This window comes from Mycolicibacterium chitae, from assembly GCF_900637205.1.
GTDB lineage: Bacteria > Actinomycetota > Actinomycetes > Mycobacteriales > Mycobacteriaceae > Mycobacterium > Mycobacterium chitae.
This window is the reverse complement of record NZ_LR134355.1, coordinates 4,929,194-4,950,418: the sequence shown is the minus strand read 5'-3', so window position 1 is coordinate 4,950,418 and position 21,225 is coordinate 4,929,194. Positions and strand designations below refer to the sequence as shown.

At 70.5% G+C, this 21,225-nt stretch carries 19 protein-coding genes; 5 read left to right on the top strand and 14 right to left on the bottom strand.

All coding sequences use genetic code 11. From position 1 onward, the window contains the following. Positions 1-23 precede the first annotated feature (23 nt). The 7 genes from EL338_RS23695 to EL338_RS23665 form a co-directional block, all read right to left on the bottom strand. A complete protein-coding gene (locus EL338_RS23695; RefSeq protein WP_126335975.1) occupies positions 24-1,178 on the bottom strand; it encodes an acyl-CoA dehydrogenase family protein in 1,155 nt (384 codons plus the stop codon). Then, positions 1,171-2,367: an acyl-CoA dehydrogenase family protein gene (locus EL338_RS23690; RefSeq protein WP_126335974.1), complete on the bottom strand. Its 1,197-nt coding sequence runs from the start codon at positions 2,365-2,367 to the stop codon at positions 1,171-1,173. The genes EL338_RS23695 and EL338_RS23690 overlap by 8 nt, the downstream gene beginning before the upstream one ends. Positions 2,368-2,425: 58 nt before the next feature. Then, a complete protein-coding gene (locus tag EL338_RS23685) occupies positions 2,426-4,012 on the bottom strand; it encodes an acyl-CoA carboxylase subunit beta (protein WP_126335973.1) in 1,587 nt (528 codons plus the stop codon). A gap of 14 nt (positions 4,013-4,026) precedes the next feature. Continuing rightward, positions 4,027-5,481, bottom strand: a complete 1,455-nt coding sequence (locus EL338_RS23680) for a PepSY-associated TM helix domain-containing protein (RefSeq protein ID WP_126335972.1) — start codon at positions 5,479-5,481, stop codon at positions 4,027-4,029. 104 nt (positions 5,482-5,585) lie between these two features. Further along, positions 5,586-6,125, bottom strand: coding sequence for a hypothetical protein (locus tag EL338_RS23675; RefSeq protein ID WP_126335971.1), 540 nt, complete (start codon positions 6,123-6,125; stop codon positions 5,586-5,588). A gap of 23 nt (positions 6,126-6,148) precedes the next feature. Continuing rightward, positions 6,149-6,721, bottom strand: coding sequence for an Rv1352/Rv1906c domain-containing protein (locus EL338_RS23670; RefSeq protein WP_126335970.1), 573 nt, complete (start codon positions 6,719-6,721; stop codon positions 6,149-6,151). Positions 6,722-6,740: 19 nt separating this feature from the next. Beyond that, the gene (locus EL338_RS23665; RefSeq protein ID WP_126335969.1) at positions 6,741-8,960 is read right to left on the bottom strand and encodes a molybdopterin-containing oxidoreductase family protein; all 2,220 of its coding nucleotides are present in this window, start codon (positions 8,958-8,960) and stop codon (positions 6,741-6,743) included. Positions 8,961-9,176: 216 nt separating this feature from the next. Between EL338_RS23665 and treS the strand changes: the two genes are divergently transcribed. Further along, positions 9,177-11,429, top strand: a complete 2,253-nt coding sequence (gene treS, locus EL338_RS23660; RefSeq protein WP_126335968.1) for a maltose alpha-D-glucosyltransferase — start codon at positions 9,177-9,179, stop codon at positions 11,427-11,429. Here the strand turns inward: treS and EL338_RS23655 are convergent. Next, positions 11,426-12,508: a serine hydrolase domain-containing protein gene (locus EL338_RS23655; protein WP_126335967.1), complete on the bottom strand. Its 1,083-nt coding sequence runs from the start codon at positions 12,506-12,508 to the stop codon at positions 11,426-11,428. The two genes, treS and EL338_RS23655, sit on opposite strands and share 4 nt — an antisense overlap. A gap of 87 nt (positions 12,509-12,595) precedes the next feature. On the opposite strand from EL338_RS23655, the gene EL338_RS23650 reads away from it, so the two are divergent. Then, on the top strand, positions 12,596-13,480 hold the full coding sequence (locus EL338_RS23650; protein ID WP_126335966.1) for a rhomboid family intramembrane serine protease: 885 nt from the start codon (positions 12,596-12,598) through the stop codon (positions 13,478-13,480). A gap of 6 nt (positions 13,481-13,486) precedes the next feature. Here the strand turns inward: EL338_RS23650 and EL338_RS23645 are convergent, their stop codons facing one another. After that, on the bottom strand, positions 13,487-14,041 hold the full coding sequence (locus tag EL338_RS23645) for a TetR/AcrR family transcriptional regulator (protein WP_126335965.1): 555 nt from the start codon (positions 14,039-14,041) through the stop codon (positions 13,487-13,489). 231 nt (positions 14,042-14,272) lie between these two features. On the opposite strand from EL338_RS23645, the gene EL338_RS23640 reads away from it, so the two are divergent. Together EL338_RS23640 and EL338_RS23635 are read left to right on the top strand one after the other, a co-directional pair. After that, complete coding sequence (locus tag EL338_RS23640; protein WP_126335964.1) at positions 14,273-14,656, top strand: STAS domain-containing protein; 384 nt, start codon at positions 14,273-14,275, stop codon at positions 14,654-14,656. 32 nt (positions 14,657-14,688) lie between these two features. Further along, the gene (locus EL338_RS23635) at positions 14,689-15,117 is read left to right on the top strand and encodes an ATP-binding protein (RefSeq protein WP_126335963.1); all 429 of its coding nucleotides are present in this window, start codon (positions 14,689-14,691) and stop codon (positions 15,115-15,117) included. Here EL338_RS23635 and EL338_RS23630 read toward each other — a convergent pair. Next, positions 15,114-15,926, bottom strand: coding sequence for a PaaI family thioesterase (locus tag EL338_RS23630; RefSeq protein WP_235666270.1), 813 nt, complete (start codon positions 15,924-15,926; stop codon positions 15,114-15,116). The genes EL338_RS23635 and EL338_RS23630 overlap by 4 nt on opposite strands. A 233-nt stretch (positions 15,927-16,159) precedes the next feature. Between EL338_RS23630 and EL338_RS23625 the strand changes: the two genes are divergently transcribed. Further along, positions 16,160-16,681 carry a hypothetical protein gene (locus EL338_RS23625; RefSeq protein WP_126335961.1) on the top strand — a complete coding sequence of 174 codons (522 nt, stop codon included), beginning with the start codon at positions 16,160-16,162 and terminating at the stop codon, positions 16,679-16,681. A gap of 3 nt (positions 16,682-16,684) precedes the next feature. Here EL338_RS23625 and EL338_RS23620 read toward each other — a convergent pair whose 3' ends face one another. The 4 genes from EL338_RS23620 to EL338_RS23605 are packed head-to-tail and all read right to left on the bottom strand — an operon-like array spanning position 16,685 to position 21,221. Then, positions 16,685-18,166, bottom strand: a complete 1,482-nt coding sequence (locus EL338_RS23620) for an acyl-CoA synthetase (RefSeq protein ID WP_126335960.1) — start codon at positions 18,164-18,166, stop codon at positions 16,685-16,687. Continuing rightward, positions 18,151-18,936 carry an SDR family NAD(P)-dependent oxidoreductase gene (locus tag EL338_RS23615; protein ID WP_126335959.1) on the bottom strand — a complete coding sequence of 262 codons (786 nt, stop codon included), beginning with the start codon at positions 18,934-18,936 and terminating at the stop codon, positions 18,151-18,153. The genes EL338_RS23620 and EL338_RS23615 overlap by 16 nt, the downstream gene beginning before the upstream one ends. A gap of 13 nt (positions 18,937-18,949) precedes the next feature. After that, a complete protein-coding gene (locus EL338_RS23610) occupies positions 18,950-20,476 on the bottom strand; it encodes an AMP-binding protein (RefSeq protein WP_126335958.1) in 1,527 nt (508 codons plus the stop codon). A gap of 4 nt (positions 20,477-20,480) precedes the next feature. Continuing rightward, positions 20,481-21,221, bottom strand: a complete 741-nt coding sequence (locus EL338_RS23605) for a GntR family transcriptional regulator (RefSeq protein ID WP_126335957.1) — start codon at positions 21,219-21,221, stop codon at positions 20,481-20,483. Between the last annotated feature and the right edge of the window lie 4 nt (positions 21,222-21,225).

Sequence of the window (21,225 nt, the reverse complement as noted above, 5' to 3'; positions counted from 1 at the left end):
GCCCCGCTATCCCGGGACTGAGCTCAGCGGGGTGAGCCGACTGCGACCTCGGGCACCCGCTCGACCGCGGCCGTGTCCAGCACCAGCTTCGCCACCCGATCCCGGTGCTGCTCGGCCGAACCCAACAGCGCGGCATCGGTGGTGGCGCGCTTGAAGTACAGATGCGCCTGGTGCTCCCAGGTGAACCCGATGCCGCCGAGGGTCTGGATGGCGTCCCGGGCGACCCGGCTGAACGCCGCCGAGCAGGTGGCCTGCGCAATGCTGGCCGCCAGCGCGGGGTCGTCGCTGCCGTCGGTCAGCGCCCAGACCGCGTGGTAGGCAGTCGATCTGGCATGCTCGACGTCCACCAGCAGATCGGCCAACCGATGCTTGACGGCCTGGAACGAGCCGATGGGCCGACCGAACTGCAGCCGGGTCTTGGCGTACTCCACGGCGATGTCGAGCAGGTGCTGGCTGGCGCCGACCTGCTCCACGGCCAGCAGCACCGAACCGACCTGCAGGGCGTGGGTGATGACGCGCTCGGCCTCGTCGGGCCCGGCGATCAATTGCGCCGGGGCCGAGGCGAATTCGAGGTCGGCCTGCGGGCGGGTCAGGTCCAGCGTCACCAGGTTGGTGCGCTGGGCCGCGGCGGCGTCCACGGCGTAGAGCCCCACGCCGCCGGATCCGTTGGCGGCCACCAGGATGACGTCGGCGGCGTCGGCGTCGACCACCCGCGCGACGGTGCCGCTGACGGTCACGTCGCCGTCGGTCGCGGTCAGGGTGACCGCGGCGGGATCGAAGGCCCCGGCCTGATCGGCCACCGCGAAGGCGGCGGTCTTGCGGCCCTCGATCAACTCGGGCAGCAGCTCATCGCGCGCGGCGCCGGCCGAGGCCGCCACCAGCGCCGGAATGGCCAGGTACACCGTGCCGAACAGCGGACCGCAGGCCAGCGCGGCGCCGAGTTCCTCGACGGCGACGGCCTGATCCACCAGGGTGCCGCCGACACCGCCCGCGGACTCGGGCACGGCCAGACCCAGCACGCCGAGTTCGGCGCCCAGACGGGCCCACACCTTCGGGTCGAACCTCGGGTCGGACTCCATCAGGCGACGGACCGTCTCCTCGTCGAAGTTGTCCGCCGCGAACCTGCGCACCGCCTTGCGCAGCTCCTGCTGCTCGGTGCTGAACGTGAACTCAGCCACGGGGGATCTCCTTCCACGGCATGCCGGCGTCGGCACGCAGGTCGCCCGGCAGACCCAGGACACGTTCGCCGAGAATGTTGCGCATCACGTCCGAGGTGCCGCCTTCGATGGTGTTCGCGCGGCTGCGCAGGAACCGCTGCTGGACCGGGCCGCGCCAGTCCGCCTCGGAATCCTCTTCGTCCAGCAGGTTGTAGTTGTGGTACAGAACCCCTTCGGGCCCAAGCAGATCCATGCACCACTGGTAGATGTGCTGGTTGAGTTCGGCGCCCACCAGCTTGCCGATGGAGCCCTCCGGGCCGGGGCCGCCGACCCCGGCCGACGCGCGGGACCGTTCCGAGGTCAACCGCTGCGCCTCGGACCGCAGCCACAGCTGGGTCAGCCGGTCCCGCAGCACCGGGGTGTGCAGATCGGGGCGGGATGCCCACAGCCCCACCGCATCGGAGATGGTGCCGGCGCCGCGCCGGCTTCCGCTGCCGCCGAGCGCGCTGCGCTCGTTCATCAGCGTGGTCATCGCCACGGCCCACCCGTTACCGACATCGCCGAGGCGGTGCGCGTCGGGGATGCGCGCGTCGGTGAAGTACACCTCGTTGAACTCGGCCTGCCCGGTGAGCTGCCGCAACGGCCGGGTCTCGACGCCCGGGCCGTGCATGTCGATGACGAAGTAGGTCAGGCCCTTGTGCTTGGGCACATCGGGGTTGGTGCGCGCCAGCAGCAGCCCCCAGCGGGCGCGGTGCGCCAGGCTGGTCCACACCTTCTGACCGTTGATCACCCAGTCGTCTCCGTCGGGAACGGCCGAGGTGGCCAGGCCGGCCAGGTCGGAGCCCGCGCCCGGTTCGGAGAACAGCTGGCACCAGATGTCCTCGGTGGTGGCCAACGGCCGCAGCCAGGACTTCTTCAGGTCGTCGGACTGGGCGTGCTCGCGGATGGTCGGCGCGGCCATGCCGTAACCCATCGGGTTCAGGCCCAGCGGCACCGGACCGCCGGCGCCCTGCAGGATCCCGTCGGCCACGGCCTGCAGGCCGCGCGAGACGCCCAGGCCGCCCTGCCCCTCGGGGAAGTGCACCCAGGAAAGTCCGGCGTCGTAACAGGCGCCGAGATAGTCGGGGATGGGAACGGATTTCGGGTTGTGGTCGGCGACGACCTGCCGGGCGAGGTCGGCGACCCGTTCGGAGTCGGCAGCGGTGCTCATCTGAGCCACGATATTGAATCAACACCTGTCAAGAAAGACCGGGGTGTGATTCAGGTCGCTACCAGGTGTCGACGAACCGCGGCCGCCGGCGCGGCTCGCGCTCGTGGTGCGCGGCCGCGGTCAGCGTGGCGATGATCAGCTCCCGGGTCTCGGCGGGGTCGATGACGTCGTCGATCTCGAGGATCTGCGCGGCGTTGAGCGCCTTGGCGTGCTCCTGGGCGGCCGCGGTGGCCTGGCGCACGCGCTCCTCCCGTTCGTCCGCGTCGTCGATGGCCTCGAGCTCCTTGCGCAGGCCCAGCCGCACCGCGCCCTCGAGCCCCATCGGACCCAGATGCGCGCCCGGCCAGGCGACGGTCAGCAGCGGTTCCTGCAGGCTGCCGCCCGTCATGGCCTGCGCGCCAAGGCCGTAGCCGCGGCGCAGGATCACCGCGATCAACGGCACGTCCAGGGCGGCGCCGGCCACCAGCAGCCGCGACGCGCGCCGCACCAGCGCCTGGGCCTCGGCGTCGGGGCCCACCATGAAGCCCGGGCAGTCCACCAGCGAGATTACCGGCAGCCCGAACGCGTCGCACAACTGCAGGAAGCGGGCCGCCTTGTCGGAGGCCGCGGCGGTGATGGCACCGGCCATCACCCGGGTGTTGTTGGCGATGAACCCGACCGGGCACCCGTCGATGCGGGCCAACGCGGTCACCATCTCGGGCGCGAACCGCGGCCGCAGGAAGGTCACGCTGTCCTGATCGGCCAGCGTGGTGATGATCGGGTCGACGGGATAGGCGCGCCGAGCGCGCTCGGGAAGTATTGTGCGCAAGGGGGTTTGGTCGGCGGCCGGACCGGGTTCGGTGCTCCCCTGGAAGTAGGACAGCAGCCGCTTGGTGACCGCCACCGCCTCGGCCTCGTCGGCGACCACCACGTCCACCACGCCGTTGGGCTCCTGCACCGAGATGGGCCCCACCTCGTCGGGCGGCACGTCGCCCAAGCCGCCGCCCGCGATCATCGCCGGGCCGCCCATCCCGAGGGACGCATCGGCGGTCGCCACGATCAGATCCGCCGCCCCCGCGATCACGGCGTTGCCCGCGAAGCAGCGCCCCTTGACCACCGCGATGCGGGGCACCCACCCGGACAGCGCGGCCCACAGCTTGAAGGCGCGCACCTCCAGCGAGGAAACCGTCGGATAATCGGTGTCGCCGGGCCGGCCGCCGCCGCCCTCGGCGAAGAACACCGTCGGCAGCCGCATCCGCTCGATGAGCTCGAAGAGCCGGTCCTTCTTGCGGTGCCCGAACACGCCCTGGGTGCCGGCCAGCACGGTGTAGTCGTAGGACAGCACCGCGCACGCGCTGCGCTGCGGGCCGAACAGCGCGCCGTTGATCCGCGCCGTGCCGGCGAGCAGGCCGTCGGCCGGGGTGCGTTCGATCAGTTCGTCCACCGGGCGCCGCGCGCGCTGCGCGGCGATGGCGAACCGGCCGTACTCGACGAAGGATCCCTCGTCGACCAGGTCGGCGATGTTTTCCCGGGCGGTGCGGGCCCCGGCGGCGTGCCGGCGCTGCACCGCCTCGGGCCGGGCCGCATCCTTGGTGAGTGCCCGACGGCGCAGCAACTCGACGTGATCATCGGGTAGGTGATCGTCAGGTAGGTCGCCGTCGGGCATCGTCACTCCTTCGCTCAGTCCGCCGCGACCGGGTCGGGCCTGCGGCGCTTGACACAGGCGATGATCGCATCGACGACGACGAACGCGAGCAGACTCAGCCCGAACAACGGCAGGAACCAGCCCACCGCGACGGCCGCCACCAGCAACGCCGCCTTCGCAAACGGGGACAGGCTGCGGATCGCGCCGCGCAGCGGCGGGCGTCCCACCGCCCACGCCGAGCCGCGGGTGGGCCGGCGCTGCCACCACATCCGGTAGCCGTGCACGATCAGCACGATCAGCCCGATGGCGATGAGCGCCAACACAATCTGGTTGGGCACCCCGAACAGGATGCCCATGTGGGTGTCGATGGACCACCGGGTGAGCTTCGCCAGCACGGGCCACTCGGCGAAGTCGACCCGGTCGGTGATCGCCCCGGTGTCGGGATCCACCGAGATGGCGTCGTGGCGGTTCGGCCAGTCGCGCTTCTTCTCGGCGACCAGCCAGCCCTCCTCGGCGTTGGCGGGCGGGTACATCCACATCGGTTCCACCAGCCCCGCACCGTGGGCGGTGTGCAGCGCGGTATCGGCGCCGTGCAGGAAATCCGCACCGCCGACGACGGATCCGCCGTGGTGCGCGTGCGACCCGCCGGCCGGTGCGGCGCCGCCGCTCAGGGTCGTGTCGACCGCGGGTGCCTTGCTGTCGAACGCCTGCTGCACCGCGTCGATCGACGCACCGCCGTACCGAGACCAGGTGATCCCGGTGACGGACAGGCCGAGCAGACCCAGCAGGATCCACACCCCGATCACCGCATGCCAGGACCGGGTGCGACGGCGGCCCTTGCCGGTGCGGTCGGGCACCGCGATCCGACGCCAGGACCCGGTCTGGCGGCGATGCCCGACCCACAGCCACAGCCCGGCCAGCGCGGTGATACCCAGCCAGCTGGCGGCCAGCTCGCTGTAGTGCCGGCCGACGGCGTCCAGGTGCAGGTTGCGGTGCAACTCGTCGAACCAGGCCCGGGTGGGCAGCCACTGGCCGTAGGTGGTCAGCGCGCCGCGCACCTCGCCGCTGTACGGGTCGACGAACACCGTGCGCTGGTAGTCCGGCGGCACGTCGTCGACGGCCAGGGTGACCCAGGTGGTCTCGTCGGGGGCCCCGGGCGGACGGATGCTCTCCACACTGCCCTCGGGGTGCGCCGCGCGGGCCGCGGACAGCTGCTCGGCGAGCGGCAGCCGCTGCTCGCCGACGCGTTCGACGGTCAGTTGGTCGCGGTGGATGTAGGTGTCGAGCTGCGGGATCAGGGCGTACATCAGGCCCGTGACCGCGGCGATCAGGATGAACGGGCCGATGAACACCCCGGCGTAGAAATGCAGCCGGCGCAGCAGCGCGGAGAAGCCGTGCGGGCGTGGCGTCGGTGCGGCACCGGTCGGTGCGGCACCGCCCGGCGGACCGTGCTCGTCGCGCGAGGGGGTTTCGGGTTGGGTGGTGGTCATGGTGCGCTTTCGTTTGCGTCGAAAAATGGGAGCACAACGCCGATCGGATCGGGTGGTGCCAAAGACTGCGCGCCGGAACATCCGGCGGCGGTGAAGGATTCGGCTCAGCCGAGCGACGCGAAGCGGGGCGGGGCGCGCATGCCCATCCCGCAGTACAACAGAACCGACTGCGCGACAATGTTTCTCGCGCGGTACCTGCGGGGGCGGGCCGCGGGGCGGGCCCGTCCGACCAGGATCAGCCGCAGCCAGCACAGCACCGACTCGCACACGGAGTACAGGTGCTCGACCGCGGCGATCAACGCGGCGAGGCCGACGGCGGCCGCGGCGTGCAGCGCCAGCATCGGCAGCGACGGCAGCAGCGATCCGTGCGCGTGCGCGGCGGTGAGTGCCAGGCCGAGGTGGCCGAACGCCTGCGCGACGGCCAGGGCCGCGACCAGCGCGCCGAGTTGGCCGCGCCGGTCCTCGACGGTGAACCGGCTCGCGACGGCGCCGACGGTGATGGACAGGATGGTGAGCACCATCAGGGTGCCCCCGCCGGGAAGTCCGCCTCCGGCCGCGGCGTGCGCGGCGGCGGTGACCAGTGCCGAACAACCACCGATCAGGGCGCCGCGCAATCGGCGGACGCGCGAGGGCGGCGTGCTCACGCGCGCAACCCTACTAAATGGGATCAGCCGGCCTCGGCGGCGCCGACCGCAGGTCCGGGCGCCGGACCGGTGCCGGTGCCCCCGGACGGGGCCGGCTGGGCCGTCGGGTTCGAGGCGGCCGGGGCGGGGCCGCCGGCCGGGGGTGGGGCGCCGCCGGCCGCGCCGGGATTGCCGAGCACGAGCTGACCCAGCTGGCCGAGGATCGCCGCCGGGCTGGCGCCCTGCGGGCCGCAGCCGGGCAGGCAGTCGTCGATCTTGCTCCACTGCTGGCAGTCGCTGGTCTTGAAGGCCGTGTCACCGGCCTCGATCTTGACCACCTGCGCCTTCTTGCTCAGGGCGTTGTCGACGAGCTTCTCGCCGCTGATCCGCTTCCAGTAGCAGGCGCCGTCCTCGACCGGGCCGGCCGAACTGTAGGTGCCCGGCATGATCTCGGAGCCCACGGCGTAGGTGCCGTCCCCGGCGAACGTCGTCTGGGGGCCCGGCGGGGGACCCGGGGCCGGTTCGCCCTCGGGATCGGCGAACGCGATCGCTGCCGAGGCGCACCAGCCCACGAGGGCCAGCGCGGCGGCCAGCCCCACGGTTTGCTTAGACCTCATAAGTTGTCAGTGTAGGCGCTCATTCGGCCGCACATCGTCGAACTCCCACGTAGCCCGAGCTCAGCGCCGGGGTCTGGGACAGCGGATCCACCGGGTTGCCGTCGATCAGCAGGTTGCGGTTGACGCCGAAGGACTGCGGCGCGCCCCCGCCGCGCGGATCGAACACCCGCGACCCCCAGCCGTGATCCATGACCAGCAGCCCGCGCCGGGGCCGGTCGCTGAGCTCGGCGTCCAGTTCGACCTCGCCGACCGCGGAGAAGACCCGCACCCGGTCGCCGTCGGCGATGCCCAGCTCGGCGGCGTCGTCGGGGTGGATCAGCACCCGGTTGCCGCGCCCGCCGGGATGCAGTCCGGGCAGCTCGTTGAGATAGGAGTTCATCGAGTGCCGGTTGCGGCGGTTGCCCAGCTGGAACGGGAAGCCGGCCGGCGGCCGCGGCGCCGGGTCGGCCAGCAGCTGCCGCGCGCGGGCCACCAACTCGGCGGGCGCGATGCGGATCAGCTTGTCCTCGGTGCGCAGCGCCGCGCGGAAGTGGCCGAACTCACGCGGGCCGAGCACCTTGCCGTGCGGATTCTCGGTGAGATCGCGCCAGCGCAGCCGGCGCCCGCCGACCTTGCGGGAGGCCGCGACGATGATCCGGTCCAGCCAGCCGGGACCGAACTCCAGACCCGGGCGGCCCGTGCGCCGGGCCAGCGCGCGGGTGGCCCGGATGAACCCGTTGAGCCCGCGGGCACCGAACAGCGGGGTCTTCATGGCCAGGGCCAGGTCGACGAAGATCCGCCATTCGGGCCGGGCGTCGGCGGGCGGGTCCACCACCTTGGCGCCGTACTGCACGAACGGCTCGTCGTGCATGTTGCTGGTGAGCGCCAGCAAGTCGTCGCGCTCCAACCAGTGCACCGCGGGCAGCAACCAGTGCGCGTGCCGGTGGCTCTCACGCTGCACCAGGTCGATGGCCACCAACAGATCCAGCTGCCCCAGGGCGTCGTCGAGGGCGGCACCGTTCGGTCCGGAGACCACCGGGTTGCCGGCGTCGATCACCATCGCCCGGATCCGGCCGCGGCCCGGCGTGGTGATCTCGGCCGGCAGGTCGCTGAGGGTGTGGGCGCCGGCGACCATCGGCCGCCCCGAGACCCGGTTGCGGTGATCGGGTGTCTTCGCCAGACCCGCCAACCGCAGCGCGTCGAGGTAGCCGGGCTCGAACCGGCGTCCGCCGGGGCGGTCCATCCGACCGGTGATGACGTTGAGCACGTGGCCCAGCCATTCGCCGACGGTGCCCGCCAGGTGCAGCGACACCCCGGTCCGCGTCACCACCATCGCGCCGCGGGCCGCCGCGAACTCGCGCGCGGTCTGTTCGATCAGCGCCCGTGGCACGTCGCAGCGGGCGGCCAGGTCGTCGACGTCGACGCCGTCGACCAACTCGCGCAGCGCCGCCATCCCGGTGACCCGCTGCATGCAGTCCTGCCGGTGTTCGCGGCGTTCGTCGAGGATGACCTTGACCATCGCCAGCAGCAGCGCCCAGTCCTGCCCCGGCCGCACCGCGAGGTGGGTGTCGGCCGCGTCGGCGCTCTCGGTGCGCACCGGATCGACGACGACGATCCTGGCCCCGTCGCGCTGCCGGTCCAGCGCGCGGCGCCACCCGCCGGGCGCGGTCTCCACCCAATTCCACGCGCTGACAGCGGGATTCGTGCCGACCAGCAGGAAGTAGTCGCAGTTGTCGATGTCGGAGACCGGCACCATCAGCGCCGAGCCGTACATGGCCTCGGCCACCACGTGCAGCGCGTTCTGGTCCACCGAGCCCACCGCGTAGCGGCTGCCGGTCCCGATCCCGTCGAGCCAGCCGTTGAGGAAGATCAGGTTGGACGACGAGAACCCGGCCGGGTTGCCGTAGTAGACGCCCACGGCGTCCGGTCCGTCGCTGGCGATCAGCGCGGTCATCCGGGCGGCGATGTCGGCGATGGCCTCGTCCCAACCCGCCGCCACGTAGCGATTCCCGACCCGCTTCATCGGCGTGCGGATCCGGCGGGGGTGCTCGACGAGTTGGTGGGCGTTGCGGCCCTTGGCGCAGAAATCCCGCCAACTGTGCGGGTGCTGCTTGTCGGCGGAGATCTTGCGCACCCGGTTGTCGGCGACCGCGACCTCGACGCCGCAGGACGCCAGGCAGATCCGGCAGAACGTGAACACGGTGTCGGTATGGGTGGCGTCCGCGCGGGCGGGAGCGTCGGACGCCCCGGGCGCTGTCATGCGCTCAGCGTGACATCGGCACGCGCGGTTGTAAAGGCTCGGCGCCACCCTCGCCGGGGCGGGGGACGCCCGGCGGATTCGCTGCCGCCGTGGCGTTTCGACCCACCGCCGGTGTGGCAATACTGCCCGGGTGCGATGGCGAGCCAGGGCATCGGCGGCCGGCCGTCCGTAGTCTCGTTGGAACACGCGGTTCGGATTGGCAACGGAAGGAGCTCCATGTCGCAACCGGTGGAATCGGTGCCCGGAGATCAACCAGAGCAGCCCAGCGAATCCCCGGAGCTCACCTTCGACGAGCACCTGCATCCCGCGCGACCGCGTACCTTGCGCTACCGCCCGCGGGTCAAGGCGGCGTTCACCCGCAAGTCCCTCGGCCAGGAGGGCGCGCCCGCGGCCGACAATCCCGCCTACGTGTCCTGGCTGCTGTCGCAGTCGATGCTCGCCGACGCCAACACCATCAGCCAGCAGTTCTCCGGTCAGGGCTCGATGTGGCAGAACCCCTATGCGACCCCGATGCCGCGCGGCGCGGTCGAGACCGCCTCGGTGTGGTTCACCGCCTACCCGCTGTCGCTGATCACCCGGCCCGACGAATCCTTCCTCAAGGCCATGGCGGACGAGGCGATGTGGAAGGCGTTCGCCGACATCGGCATCGAGGCCGTGCACACCGGCCCGGTCAAACGCGCCGGCGGCATCTCCGGGTGGGCGCACACCCCCAGCGTCGACGGGCACTTCGACCGGATCAGCACCCAGATCGATCCCGCGTTCGGGACCGAGGACGACTTCCGGCAGTTGTGCGGCACCGCGAACTGGTACGGCGGCACCATCATCGACGACATCGTGCCCGGGCACACCGGCAAGGGCGCGGACTTCCGTCTGGCCGAGATGAAGTACGCGGACTATCCGGGGATCTATCACATGGTCGAGGTGGATCCGCGGGACTGGGAGCACCTGCCCGACGTGCCGGCCGGCGCCGATTCGGTCAACATCGACGCGGCCTGCGAGGACTGGTTGGACAAGGCCGGATACATCATCGGCCGGCTGCAACGGGTCATCTTCTACGCCGAGGGCGTCAAGGAGACCAACTGGAGCGTGACCCGCCCGGTCCTCGGGGTCGACGGGGTGGAACGTCGCTGGGTGTACCTGCACTACTTCAAGGACGGGCAGCCCTCGATCAACTGGCTGGATCCGTCGTTCGCCGGGATGCGGCTGGTGATCGGCGACGCGCTGCATTCCCTGACCGACCTCGGCTCGGGCGGACTGCGCTTGGACGCCAACGGTTTCCTGGGCGCGGAGAAGACCGCGGCCGACGAGAACCCGGGCTGGTCGGAGGGCCATCCGCTGTCGGAGGCCGCCAACCACCTGATCGCCAGCATGGTGCGCAAGCTCGGGGGGTTCACCTTCCAGGAACTCAACCTGACCATCGACGACATCAAGCAGATCGGCGAGGACGGCGCCGACCTGTCCTACGACTTCATCAACCGGCCCGCCTATCAGCACGCCTTCGCCACCGCCGACACCGAGTTCCTGCGGCTGACCCTGCGCACCACGCTGGAACTCGGCGTCGACCCGGCGTCGCTGGTGCATGCGTTGCAGAACCACGACGAACTGACCTACGAGCTGGTGCATTGGTCCACCGGCCATCGCGACGACCACTACACCTACAAGAACGCCGAGGTCACCGGCGAGGAGCTGGGTGAGATCGTCCGCACCGACCTGACCGAGAAGTTCACCGGCGAGCACGCCCCCTACAACCGGGTCTTCACCACCAACGGAATCGCCTGCACCACAGCCTCTTTGATCACCGCGACGCTGGGCATCACCGACCTTGACGAGCTCGACGACCCCGCCGAGGTGGATCGGGTGCGCCGCGCGCACCTGCTGCTGGCGATGTTCAACGCCCTGCAGCCCGGGGTTTTCGCGCTGTCCGGCTGGGACCTGTGCGGAATGCTCACCTTGCCGGCCGCCGACGTCGCGGAGCTGCTGCGGTTCGGCGACACCCGCTGGATCCACCGGGCCGCGCACGACCTGATGGGCGTCAACCCCGAGGCCCGCGCATCGATGGCCGGAATGCCCAGGGGCAAAAGTCTTTACGGCTCCATCCCGGAACAGCTGGCCGACGAGGCGAGCTTCCTGCGGCAGCTCCAGGCGATCCTGCGGGTGCGGTCACACTACGGGATCGCGACCAGCCGACAGATCGACATCCCGGAGGTGTCGCACCGGGCCATGTTGGTGATGGTGCATCAGCTCGAGGATCCCCAGCAGTATCAGCTCACCGTGCTGAACTTCGCCGACGAGCCGATCGCGGGGACCGTGCGCTCCGACACCCTGCCCCCCGGCGGCACGGTGTCGGACATGTTCAGCGGCAACGCCTTCGCGACCATCGACGATCTGCACAGCTTTGCCGTCGAGATGCCGCCGCACCACGGGATGGCGCTGCTGGTCGAGGCGCCCGAGTCCGAGGCCGAGGACTAGGCGGGTTCCGCACAGAAGACGGCCTCGGCCAGCGGCTCGCGGGGATCGTTCGCACGCGCGGAGCCCCGGGTGAACGTCACGGATACGGCGGCACCGCCGGGCTGTTTGACCATCAGGCTGTGGTAGCCCTCGATGTCCCCGCCGTGACCCCACACGGTGATGCCGCAGGACAGCGTGAGGGCCACCAGACCGAGCCCGTAGGAATACCGCGGACCGCGGTCGGGCCACGCGATGGTGTCCTTCATCTGTTCCAACTGGGCGGGTTCGACGACGCGTCCGTCGAGCAGCGCGCTGATGAACGCCGCCATGTCCTCACCGGTGGAGATCAGCGATCCGGACAAGCCGGCGGCCGAACCGTGGAACGCCGTCACGTCGGTCTGTCGCCCGTCCACCAGTTCGTAGCCGTGCGCGAACGGGACGCGCAGTCCGGTGTCGCCGAGGGCGGGGAAGTAGGTGCCGTCGAGGCCCAGCGGCACCATGATGCGCCGGGTGATCTCGTCGGCTGCGGGCTGCCCGGTGACTGCCTCGATGATCAACCCGGCGATCGTGTAGTTCGTGTTGGTGTAACGCATTTGGGTGCCGGGGGTGAACTCGGAAGGCTTGTCGAGAGCCAGGTCGAGGATCTGGTCGGCGGTCAGCGGCGCGGACGGGGTGGGCGTCGCCGCGTCGAAGTACTCGGGCAGACCGCTCTGGTGGCGCAGCAGGTGCCGAACCGTGATCGCATCGGCGTCGACCCCGGGAGCGCGGATGCGGCCCGGCAGAAGGCTTTCCACCGAAGCATCAAGATCGACGCGACCTTCCCCCACCAATTGCAGAATCGCGGCCGCCACGAAAGTCTTGGTGATGCTGGCCGCGCGCACATGGGAGTCGGGCGCGAAACCGGCCCGCGTCGCGACGTCGGAGTAGCCCGCGACATGGCGGACGACGTCGGGTCCGGTACGGACCACCGCAACCGCTCCCGGGATGCCTCGGTCGTGCACCGCGCGCGCCAGGACCTCGGTGACCGGGACGGGGTCGGCATGGGCCGGCACGGCGAGCGGATTCACGAGCAGGACGACGACGGCTCCCAGGACAGCCATGATGGATCGACGCACCGCGCCGATGCTAACCAACCGTCGCCGGCGCCGGGGGGCGTTGGCGACCCGGCGGCCCAGTACCTTATGGGCATGAGCTACCCCAGCGTCCCGGGCCGGCCGGCGCCGGCCCCGGTTTGCTATCGGCACCCTGACCGCACCACCTATGCCCAGTGCAATCGGTGCGGGCGCTACGTCTGCGGCGACTGCATGCGGGCCGCCGCGGTGGGGCATCAGTGCGTGGACTGCGTGCGCGCCGGGGCGGCCAGTGTCCGGCAGCCCCGCACCCAGCTGGGCGGGCGCCTGCACGGCTCCGGGCAGCCGGTGGTCACTTACACGTTGATCGGGATCAACGTGGTGATGTTCATCCTGCAGATGGCCTCCGGTCAGCTCGAGCGCGAACTCACGCTGTGGCCGCCGGCGGTCGCCGACGGCGAGGTGTACCGCCTGGTGACCTCGGCGTTCCTGCACTACGGCGCCATGCACATCCTGTTCAACATGTGGGCGCTGTACGTGGTGGGCCCGCCGCTGGAGATGGCGCTGGGCCGGCTGCGGTTCGGGCTGCTCTACGGGCTCAGCGCGCTCGGCGGTTCGCTGCTGGTCTACCTGCTGTCGCCGATCAACACCGCCACCGCGGGTGCCTCCGGCGCCATCTTCGGCCTGTTCGGGGCGACGTTCGTGATCGGGCGCCGGCTGAATCTGGACGTGCGCTGGGTCGTCATCCTGATCGGGTTGAACCTGGTCATCACGTTCGTGGCGCCGCTGGCCGGCGCGGGCCAGATCAGTTGGCAAGGCCACCTCGGCGGCCTGGCGGCCGGGGCGCTGGTCGCCGCGGCGTTCGTCTACGCGCCGGCCCGGCAGCGCAACGCAGTGGCGGCCGCGGTGACCGCGGGGTTCCTGGCGATGTTCGTGGCGTTGGTGTGGTGGCGCACCGGGGTGCTGCTGGAGATGTTCGGCGGCGCGATCATCCTCAGCTGAGCATCGTCACCGGGACGGCTTGATGCCCACCGCGTGGCGCAGCTGATCCAGGAAACCGTCGTCGTCGTCGCTGCGCACGATGTAGTGCGACACCGCGACCCGGATCGCCGTGGCGGCCTTGACCGGGGCGCTCGGGCCCGTCAGCAGCCGTTCCAATCGGGCCCGCATCACGGGGATGACCTGCCCCAACCGGGCGATCACCACCTCGGGTTCGATATCGACCGCGCGCACCCCCGAGTAGGAGTGCTGGTATTCGACGATGAACCGCAACGCCCCGTCGAGACGATCGGTGCCGCGCAGCCCCGTCGTCGCGCGGCTGATCCCGGTCTCGAACATCTGCCGCTCGTAGACGCTGAACGCGTCCAGCAGGGCCTCCTTGGAGGCGAACCAGCGGTACAGAGTGGGTCGGGACACCCCGGCCTGTTGGGCGACGTCGGAGAGGCTGAGCTTGGCCTGCCCGCTGCGGCTGAGCACCTCGGAGGTGGCCGCGAGGATCCGCTGTCGCGTCGAATTGTCGTCGACGGCGTCCACCGCTGTTGCGGAGGTCGAAGGTCGGTTCACGGCGTCGGTCCTACGGGGTCGGGAGTGGCGATAAACGTATGATGGACCCGATCGTAAAGGTAAAGCCAAAAAGATGACCGCAACGTCGGGGAAGAGCGCCCGTGTCAACCCTTACCGCGCGGCAGCTGTGGACAGGACAGTATTGTTCTCCAGAACGACAGTGCCAGGTTCAACCCGCAGCCTTGCAGACGTGACGCAAACGCATGTGCGCAACAACAGTGAGGTGTCCTGATGCCAGATGAATCGAACATCACCGACGAGGTGATTCTGCCGCCCGAGTGTGTGGTGGAGGAGAAGTGGATCGACCGGGTCGTGGTGGTGTCCGCCGCCGGGACCGTGGACATGCTGACCTCCCCGAAGCTCGAAGAACGAATCAACGCCGCGGTGGCCCAGAAGCCGGCCGCCCTGGTGGTGGACCTCACCGATGTCGAATTCCTGGCCTCCGCGGGCATGAGCGTGCTGATCGCCGCCCACCAGCAGACGCCCGAGGGCGTCGTCTTTGCCGTCGTTGCCGACGGTCCGGTCACCGGTCGTCCGCTGAAACTCGTGGGAGTTGCCGACATCGTCGACGTGTATCCGACCTTGGATGAAGCGTTGGCAAAGTTGGCTGCGTAGTGGCCGGCGAAACCGGGTAATACCTCTCCGCCATGCCCGCCGCCGAATCCCGCTACCACAGCGAAGTTGCCGACGCCGTCAGCGTTGGCCGTCTTCGCGAGGAATTCAGTCGCTGGCTGCGCCGATTCGGGCTCTCCGCGGACCGGCACGCCGACCTGGTGTTGGCGGTCAACGAGGCGCTCGCCAACACCGCGGAGTTCGCCTACCGCCGGCACAGTCAACCCGGTGCGGTGACGCTGACGGTGCGTTGCGATCCGGCCACGGATTCCCTGTTGGTCACCGTCACCGACGAGGGGGTCTGGCGGGAGCCGCGCGACGACGGCAATCCGCAACTGCGCGGCCGGGGCATTCCGCTGATGGAGGCCCTGGCCGACGAGATGGTCATCGACTCCTCGGCCACCGGTACGACCGTGCGGATGCGGTTCGACCAGGTGAGCAACCCGTCGTCGGCGATGGCCTAACGATAAGCGGTCACCCGCGCCTGTAGCGCCGTGCGGCCGTCGCCGCCGATCGCCTCGACCTCCGCAACGCCCCGGCGGCCGCCGGCCCCCGACACCCGCGCCCGGTAGTGCGACGTCGCCGCGGACCGGAACGGACGCAGGTACGACACCGTCAGCAAAGCGGTCTCCGGCTCGGTGCCCGCCCCGTCGAGGGCCGCGGCGGCCACCAGTTCGCAGCCCGCGGCGGCCACCCCGCCGTGCACCACGCCCATGCTGTTGTCGAGGACCGGGCTGGGCGCCTGCCACAGCAGGGCGTCGTCGGGTCCGGCGTCGCCGACCCGGACGCACATCAGCTCGGCCAACTCCCCGGAGCGCAGCGGGTCCGCGGGCGGGTACGAGTGCGACTGCGTCGCCACCGTGGCGGGGATGGAGATGTGCACCGAGCGCACGGAGCCGACCGCGATCGTCTGCTGCTCGAGAGTGAGCTCGCAGGTACCGAGGCAGGTCCGGCCCTTGGGGCCGACGGGCCGCGCGCTGGCCACGATCTTCGATCCCGGTGCCGCGGCGACCAGGTCGGCGGCTCCGGGGACCAGCTCCAGCGCGAGCTCACTGGAGACCGTCCATTCGTCGGGGGCGCGGCGGTGGTGGTTCACCATGCCGCCGACGTAATCCACCAGCACCGCCAGCGGGGCCAGGCTGGGCCGGCCGGTGTGCGGATTGGTCCACCGCGCGGCCGGCAGCGTGGCGACGTAGCGGTGACCGGCGTCGGACAACGTTTCGATACCGAACCGGCCCAGCGGCGTGTTGGGCTCGTGCAGCGTTGCGGTCACGGGGCCTCCCGGAAACGAATGGTGTTGATGTGGAACGGATTCGGTGCACGCGGGCATGTGGGGCGGAGGGCTCGGCGCGGATCGGCCGCGGTCCTCCTCGATTGACAGTAGTTCACGAACCTGTAAAGGGTCGCCGGGTGCTCCGAGACCAAATCGAGCCTTTACATATCGCCAGAAAAGTGTCACGCTCGATGGACTGATAACTCGGTCAGCCCTTACGGAGGATTTCAGTGATGCCTGCGACCTTGGCGCACGACGAGTACCCCGCCGTCGAGAATTCGCTGAAGTACCAGCTCACCGTGGTGGCATCCTCGGTGCTCGAGGCGGTGACGACGTCCGGCGGCTGGCTGTTCGACCGGGTGATGGCCGGCTGGGAGGTCAACGTCTTGTTGCCCGACCCCGATGACGTCCGGCCGCTGTCCATCCTCGGTGCGCGCGCCTTCGCCCTGGAGACGACGCTGGCAGAGTCCCAGGGCCACGAGCCGCAGGGGCTCGCGGTGTCGGCGCAGATGTTCGCCCGCGACGAGCGGATCGGCCGCCAGGTGCGCACCGCGCTGCGCCGGGGCGACACCGAGGTGACGTTCTGGGGTGCGGAGTTGCCGGCCGGCGTCGGCTACCGGGCCGTCGTGGTCGAACACCAACTGACCGCCGCGGCCCACGCATTCAAGAACCGCGCGCTGGCCCTGGCCGCGGCACCGGCCGCGGGCCGCACCGAACGATTCTTCGTCGGCGGCGCCGGCTACTCGGGGCTGTAGCGCTCAGGCCAGCTGCGCGCGCAACTCGCGCTTGAGGACCTTGCCGTAGCTGTTCTTGGGCAGGTCGTCGACGAACAGATACCGCTTGGGTCGTTTGAACCGGGCGATGCGCTCGAGCAGGTGCGCATCGAGCGTGGTCTGGTCCACCTCGCCGACGATGAACGCGACCACCACCTCACCCCACTCGGGGTCCGGGGCCCCGACGATGCACGCCTCCCGCACGGCGGGATGCTCGAGCAACACCTCCTCCACCTCGCGGGGATAGATGTTGGAGCCGCCGCTGATCACCACGTCCTTGGAGCGGTCGCGCAGCGTCAGATAGCCGCGGTCGTCGAACGATCCCAGGTCGCCGGTGTGCAGCCAGCCGCCCGCCAGTGCCTCCGCGGTGGCGGCGGGGTTGTTCCAATACCCGGCCATGACAACGTCTCCGCGACAGACGATCTCGCCGATCTCGTGCGGCGCGGCCCGGGTGCCGTCCTCGGCCAGCACCGCGACCTCGACGCCGGAGCGGGCCGCGCCGACGGAGCCCAGGACCGCGTCGTCCCCGCTCTGGTGGTCGTCGCGGCGCAGGCCCGTGATGGTCATCGGGGACTCGCCCTGCCCGTAGATCTGGGCGAAGATCGGGCCGAACGCGGCCATGGCCTGTTTGAGGCTCTCGACGTACATGGGGCCGCCGCCGTAGACGATGGTGCGCAGGTTCGCCGGCGCGCCGCGGCCGGTGTCCACGAGGCGTTGCACCATGGTCGGCGCCAGGAAGGCCGCCGAACCCGGATGGGCCGCGCACAGGTCGAGGAACTCGTCGGCGTCGAAGGCGCCGGAGGCCGGCACCACCTGCCGGGCGCCGCGCAGCACGTAGGCCGGGATGTAGAGCCCCGAACCGTGCGACATCGGCGCGGCGTGGACCAGCGCGCAGCCGTGGTCCGGGTCGTCGATGTCGGCCAGGTGCGCGACGGTCATCGCGGTCAGGTTGCGGTGCGAGAGCATCGCGCCCTTGGAGCGGCCGGTGGTGCCGCTGGTGTAGAACAGCCAGGCCAGCGCGGCGGGGTCGACGTCGGCGGGCGGCTGGGGTGCGGCCTCGAACCGGTCCCGGTAGGCGGCGGTGTCGAGGATCTCGAGGTGGACGTCGGTGTGCGGCGCCAGTTCCGCGCCGATCTTGGGGGAGGCGAACACCGTTGCCGCGGCGCAGTCCTCGAGGATCTCGGCCATCTCGCGCGGGTGCAGCTTGAAGTTGAGCGGGACGAAGACGCAGCCGGCGGCCCAGATGCCGAACATCAGCTCCACGATCTCGGTGCGGTTCTCGCTGGCCACCGCGATGCGGGTGCCGGGTTCGGCCGCGCCGCGGATCGAGGCGGCCAGGCGCAACGCCCGGTCGCGAAGTTCGCGCCAGGTCGCGACGCGGGTCTCGCCGCGATAGAGCGCGCCCCCGTCGGGATACCGGGTCGCGGCCTGGTCCAGCATGGTGAAAACGTTCACCGCGGAACCCATTCCGAGTTCAGCGCGAAGTCCGAGAGGTACTTGGTGGAACTCCAGCCGCCGTCGACGACGATGGTCTGACCGTTGATGAAGCTGCCGCCGGGCGAGCATAGGAAGGCCACCGTGGCGGCGATGTCCTCGACGCGGCCCAGCCGCTGATGCGGGGTCATCTCGGTGTTGATCTTGCGGAACCGCTCGTCTTCGAGACGCTGCTCCACCATGGGGGTCACGGTCACGCCGGGGGCCACGGCGTTGCAGCGAATCCCCTGGGGCCCGTACTGACAGGCGATGTGCGTGGTCAACGCGGTCAGCCCGCCCTTGGCCGCGGAGTACGCGCCGCCGCGGAGCCCGCCGACCACCGCGAACGTCGAGGTGATGTTGATGATCGCCGACCCGGGTTGCATGTGGCCCACGACGTCGCGGGCCAACCGGAACGGCGCGCGCAGCATCAGACCCAGGAAGTAGTCCAGGGACTCGTCGTCGGTCTCGTGCAGCGGCTTGGGGCTGCCCACACCGGCGTTGTTGACCAGGAAGTCGATGCGTCCCCACCGCTGCAGTGCGGTTTCCACGATTCGCGCCGGGGCGTCGTCGGCGGTGAGATCCACCGCCACCGTGGCGATGCGCTCCGGATCGCCGGTGGCCGCGGTCACGGCCTCGGTCAGGGCTTGTAGGCGTTCCTGATCGCGTCCGGTGCCGAGCACGGCGATGCCCTGTTCGGCCAGCGTTGTCGCGCAACCGAATCCGATGCCGCTGCTGGCACCGGTGACTATTGCCACCTGCATTGCGAACTCCCTCTCATGCCGTCCCGACGGCTTCGGTCAGCGTCGCGCGGATCCGATGTTTGAGTACCTTGCCCGCGTCGTTCTTGGGCAGTTGCTCCCAGATCTCCACCTGCTCGGGGACCTTGAACTTGGCCACTCCGTGGCCGAGCAGCACCTGCCGCAACCGCTCGACATCCGGCGCGTCGCCCGCGCCGGGCACGATGACCGCGCAGGCCCGCTCCCCGGTGCGCGCATCCGGCAGACCTACCACGGCGATCTCGGCGATCTCCGGCAACGCGATCAGCAGGTCCTCGATCTCCTTGGGGGAGATGTTCTCGCCGTTGCGGATGATGATGTCCTTGGCCCGGCCGGTCACCACCAGGTAGTCGTCGTCCACCCACGCGCCGAGGTCCCCGGTGCGGAAGTAGCCGTCTGGGTCGAAGGCCGCGTCGTTGTCGGCGGGATGCAGGTAGCCGCGCAGCATCTGGGCGCCGCGGGCGCGGATCTCGCCGTCCACCAGGATCACCTCGGCGATGCCGGGGCGGCCGTCGGTCTCGGCCGCGTGGTCGACGTCGCCGCGGCGCATCGACCCCACGGTGGTCACCGGGACCTCGGTGGACCCGTAGACGCGGCTGACCACGGCGCGCTCGAAATAGGCGGTGGCGTCGCGGATCAGCGACGGCGGGACGGAGGCTCCGCCGCAGATGAACACCTTGAGGTCGGGCAGTCGGGTGCCGGCGCGCTCGGCGGCCTCGAGCAGGTTCACCAGGAACGGGGTGGCACCGGCCATGTGCGAGCAGCGTTCGGCGGTCATCAGCGCCACGGCCGCGTCCGGCTCCCACCGGTCCATCAGGATCGCGGTGGTGCCGAGCAGCAGCGGGCATTCGAACGCGTAGATGGAGCCGCCGATGTGGGCGATCGGCGACGGCACCAAGAAGCTGTCGCCCGGTTCGATGTACCAGTGCTCGCGCAGCTGGGTGATCAGCGCGTGCAGCGAGTTGTGGCTGTGCAGAACGCCTTTGGCCCGACCTGTGGTGCCCGAGGTGTAGAGCACCATCCGGGTGTCGTCCGGGTCCAGGGCGGGGAGGTCGACCCGCGCGGTGTCGGCGAACAGGCTCGGGTACGGCGTGTGCCCGTCGCCGCGGACCACCACCACCTCGGGCGCGGCGCCCAATGGGGCGGTGACCCGGTGCAGCATCGCCGCGTAGTCGTGCCCGCGGAAGGTCGGCGGGATGAAGATCATCCGCGAGCCGACATCGTCGAGGATGAAGCTCAGTTCGTGGTCGCGCAGCGACGGCAGGATCGGGTTGACCACCATCCCGGCCAGGGTGGCGCCGAGGTAGATCACCGCGGCCTCATGCCAATTGGGCAGCATGAACGACACCACCGACCCGGCCGGCATCCGCGCCAGCAGCGACTGGGCCAGCGCCGAGGCCTGCCGGTACAACTCCGCGCAGGTCAGCCGCACCTCACCGTCGACCACCAGCACCCGGTCGGGGCTGCGGTCGGCCGCGGTGCGCAGCGCGTCGGCGAGGGTGGCGGCGGGGTGTTCGATGGTCATGGCCTCAGCCCTCGACCCGGCGCAGGGTCATCGAGTGGCGGTACCGCGACGAGGGATGGGTGTTGATGGTGACCTGCGCGATCTCACCGTCGGAGGTCTTGTAGGTGCGCCGCAACTCCAGGGCCGCGGTGCCCGGGTCGACATCGAGGCGGGCCGCCAGATCCGAGCGCATCAGCACCGCGGCGATCTCCTGGTGCACCTCGACGATGCTGCGCCCGAACATGTCTTCGATCAGCGGGAACACCGGGCCGTGGTGGCGCTGCAGCAGCCGGCCGACCGCGGCGAACGCGCGGTTGATGTAGTACTCGGTGAAACACACCGGATTCGGCGCGCCCTCGACCTGCCGGAAGCCGCCGACGGCCAGCCACTCCTCGCCGACGGGAAGTCCGGTGCGGTCGGCCAGGTCGGCGTCGATGGTCAGCATCTTGTTGGCGTGGATGGCGAACCGCGCGCCGGTGGCGAAGGCCATCAGGTCGTCGATGGACATCACGTCCTGCGCATAGGAACTGGTGGACGTGCGGGGCACCACGAGTGTTCCCGTGCGCGGTCGCGAGGAGATCAGATGGTCCTCGCGCAGCCGGCGCAGGGCCTCCCGCACCGTGTAGCGGCTGACCGAGAACCGTTCGCACAGCGCGTGTTCGGTGGGCAGCTGGGAGCCGACGGGATAGATGCCGTCCACGATGTCCTGCCGGAGCGCGCGGGCCACCTGCAGGTAGCGGGGATCGGTGGCGCGGGCCTCGGTCATCGGA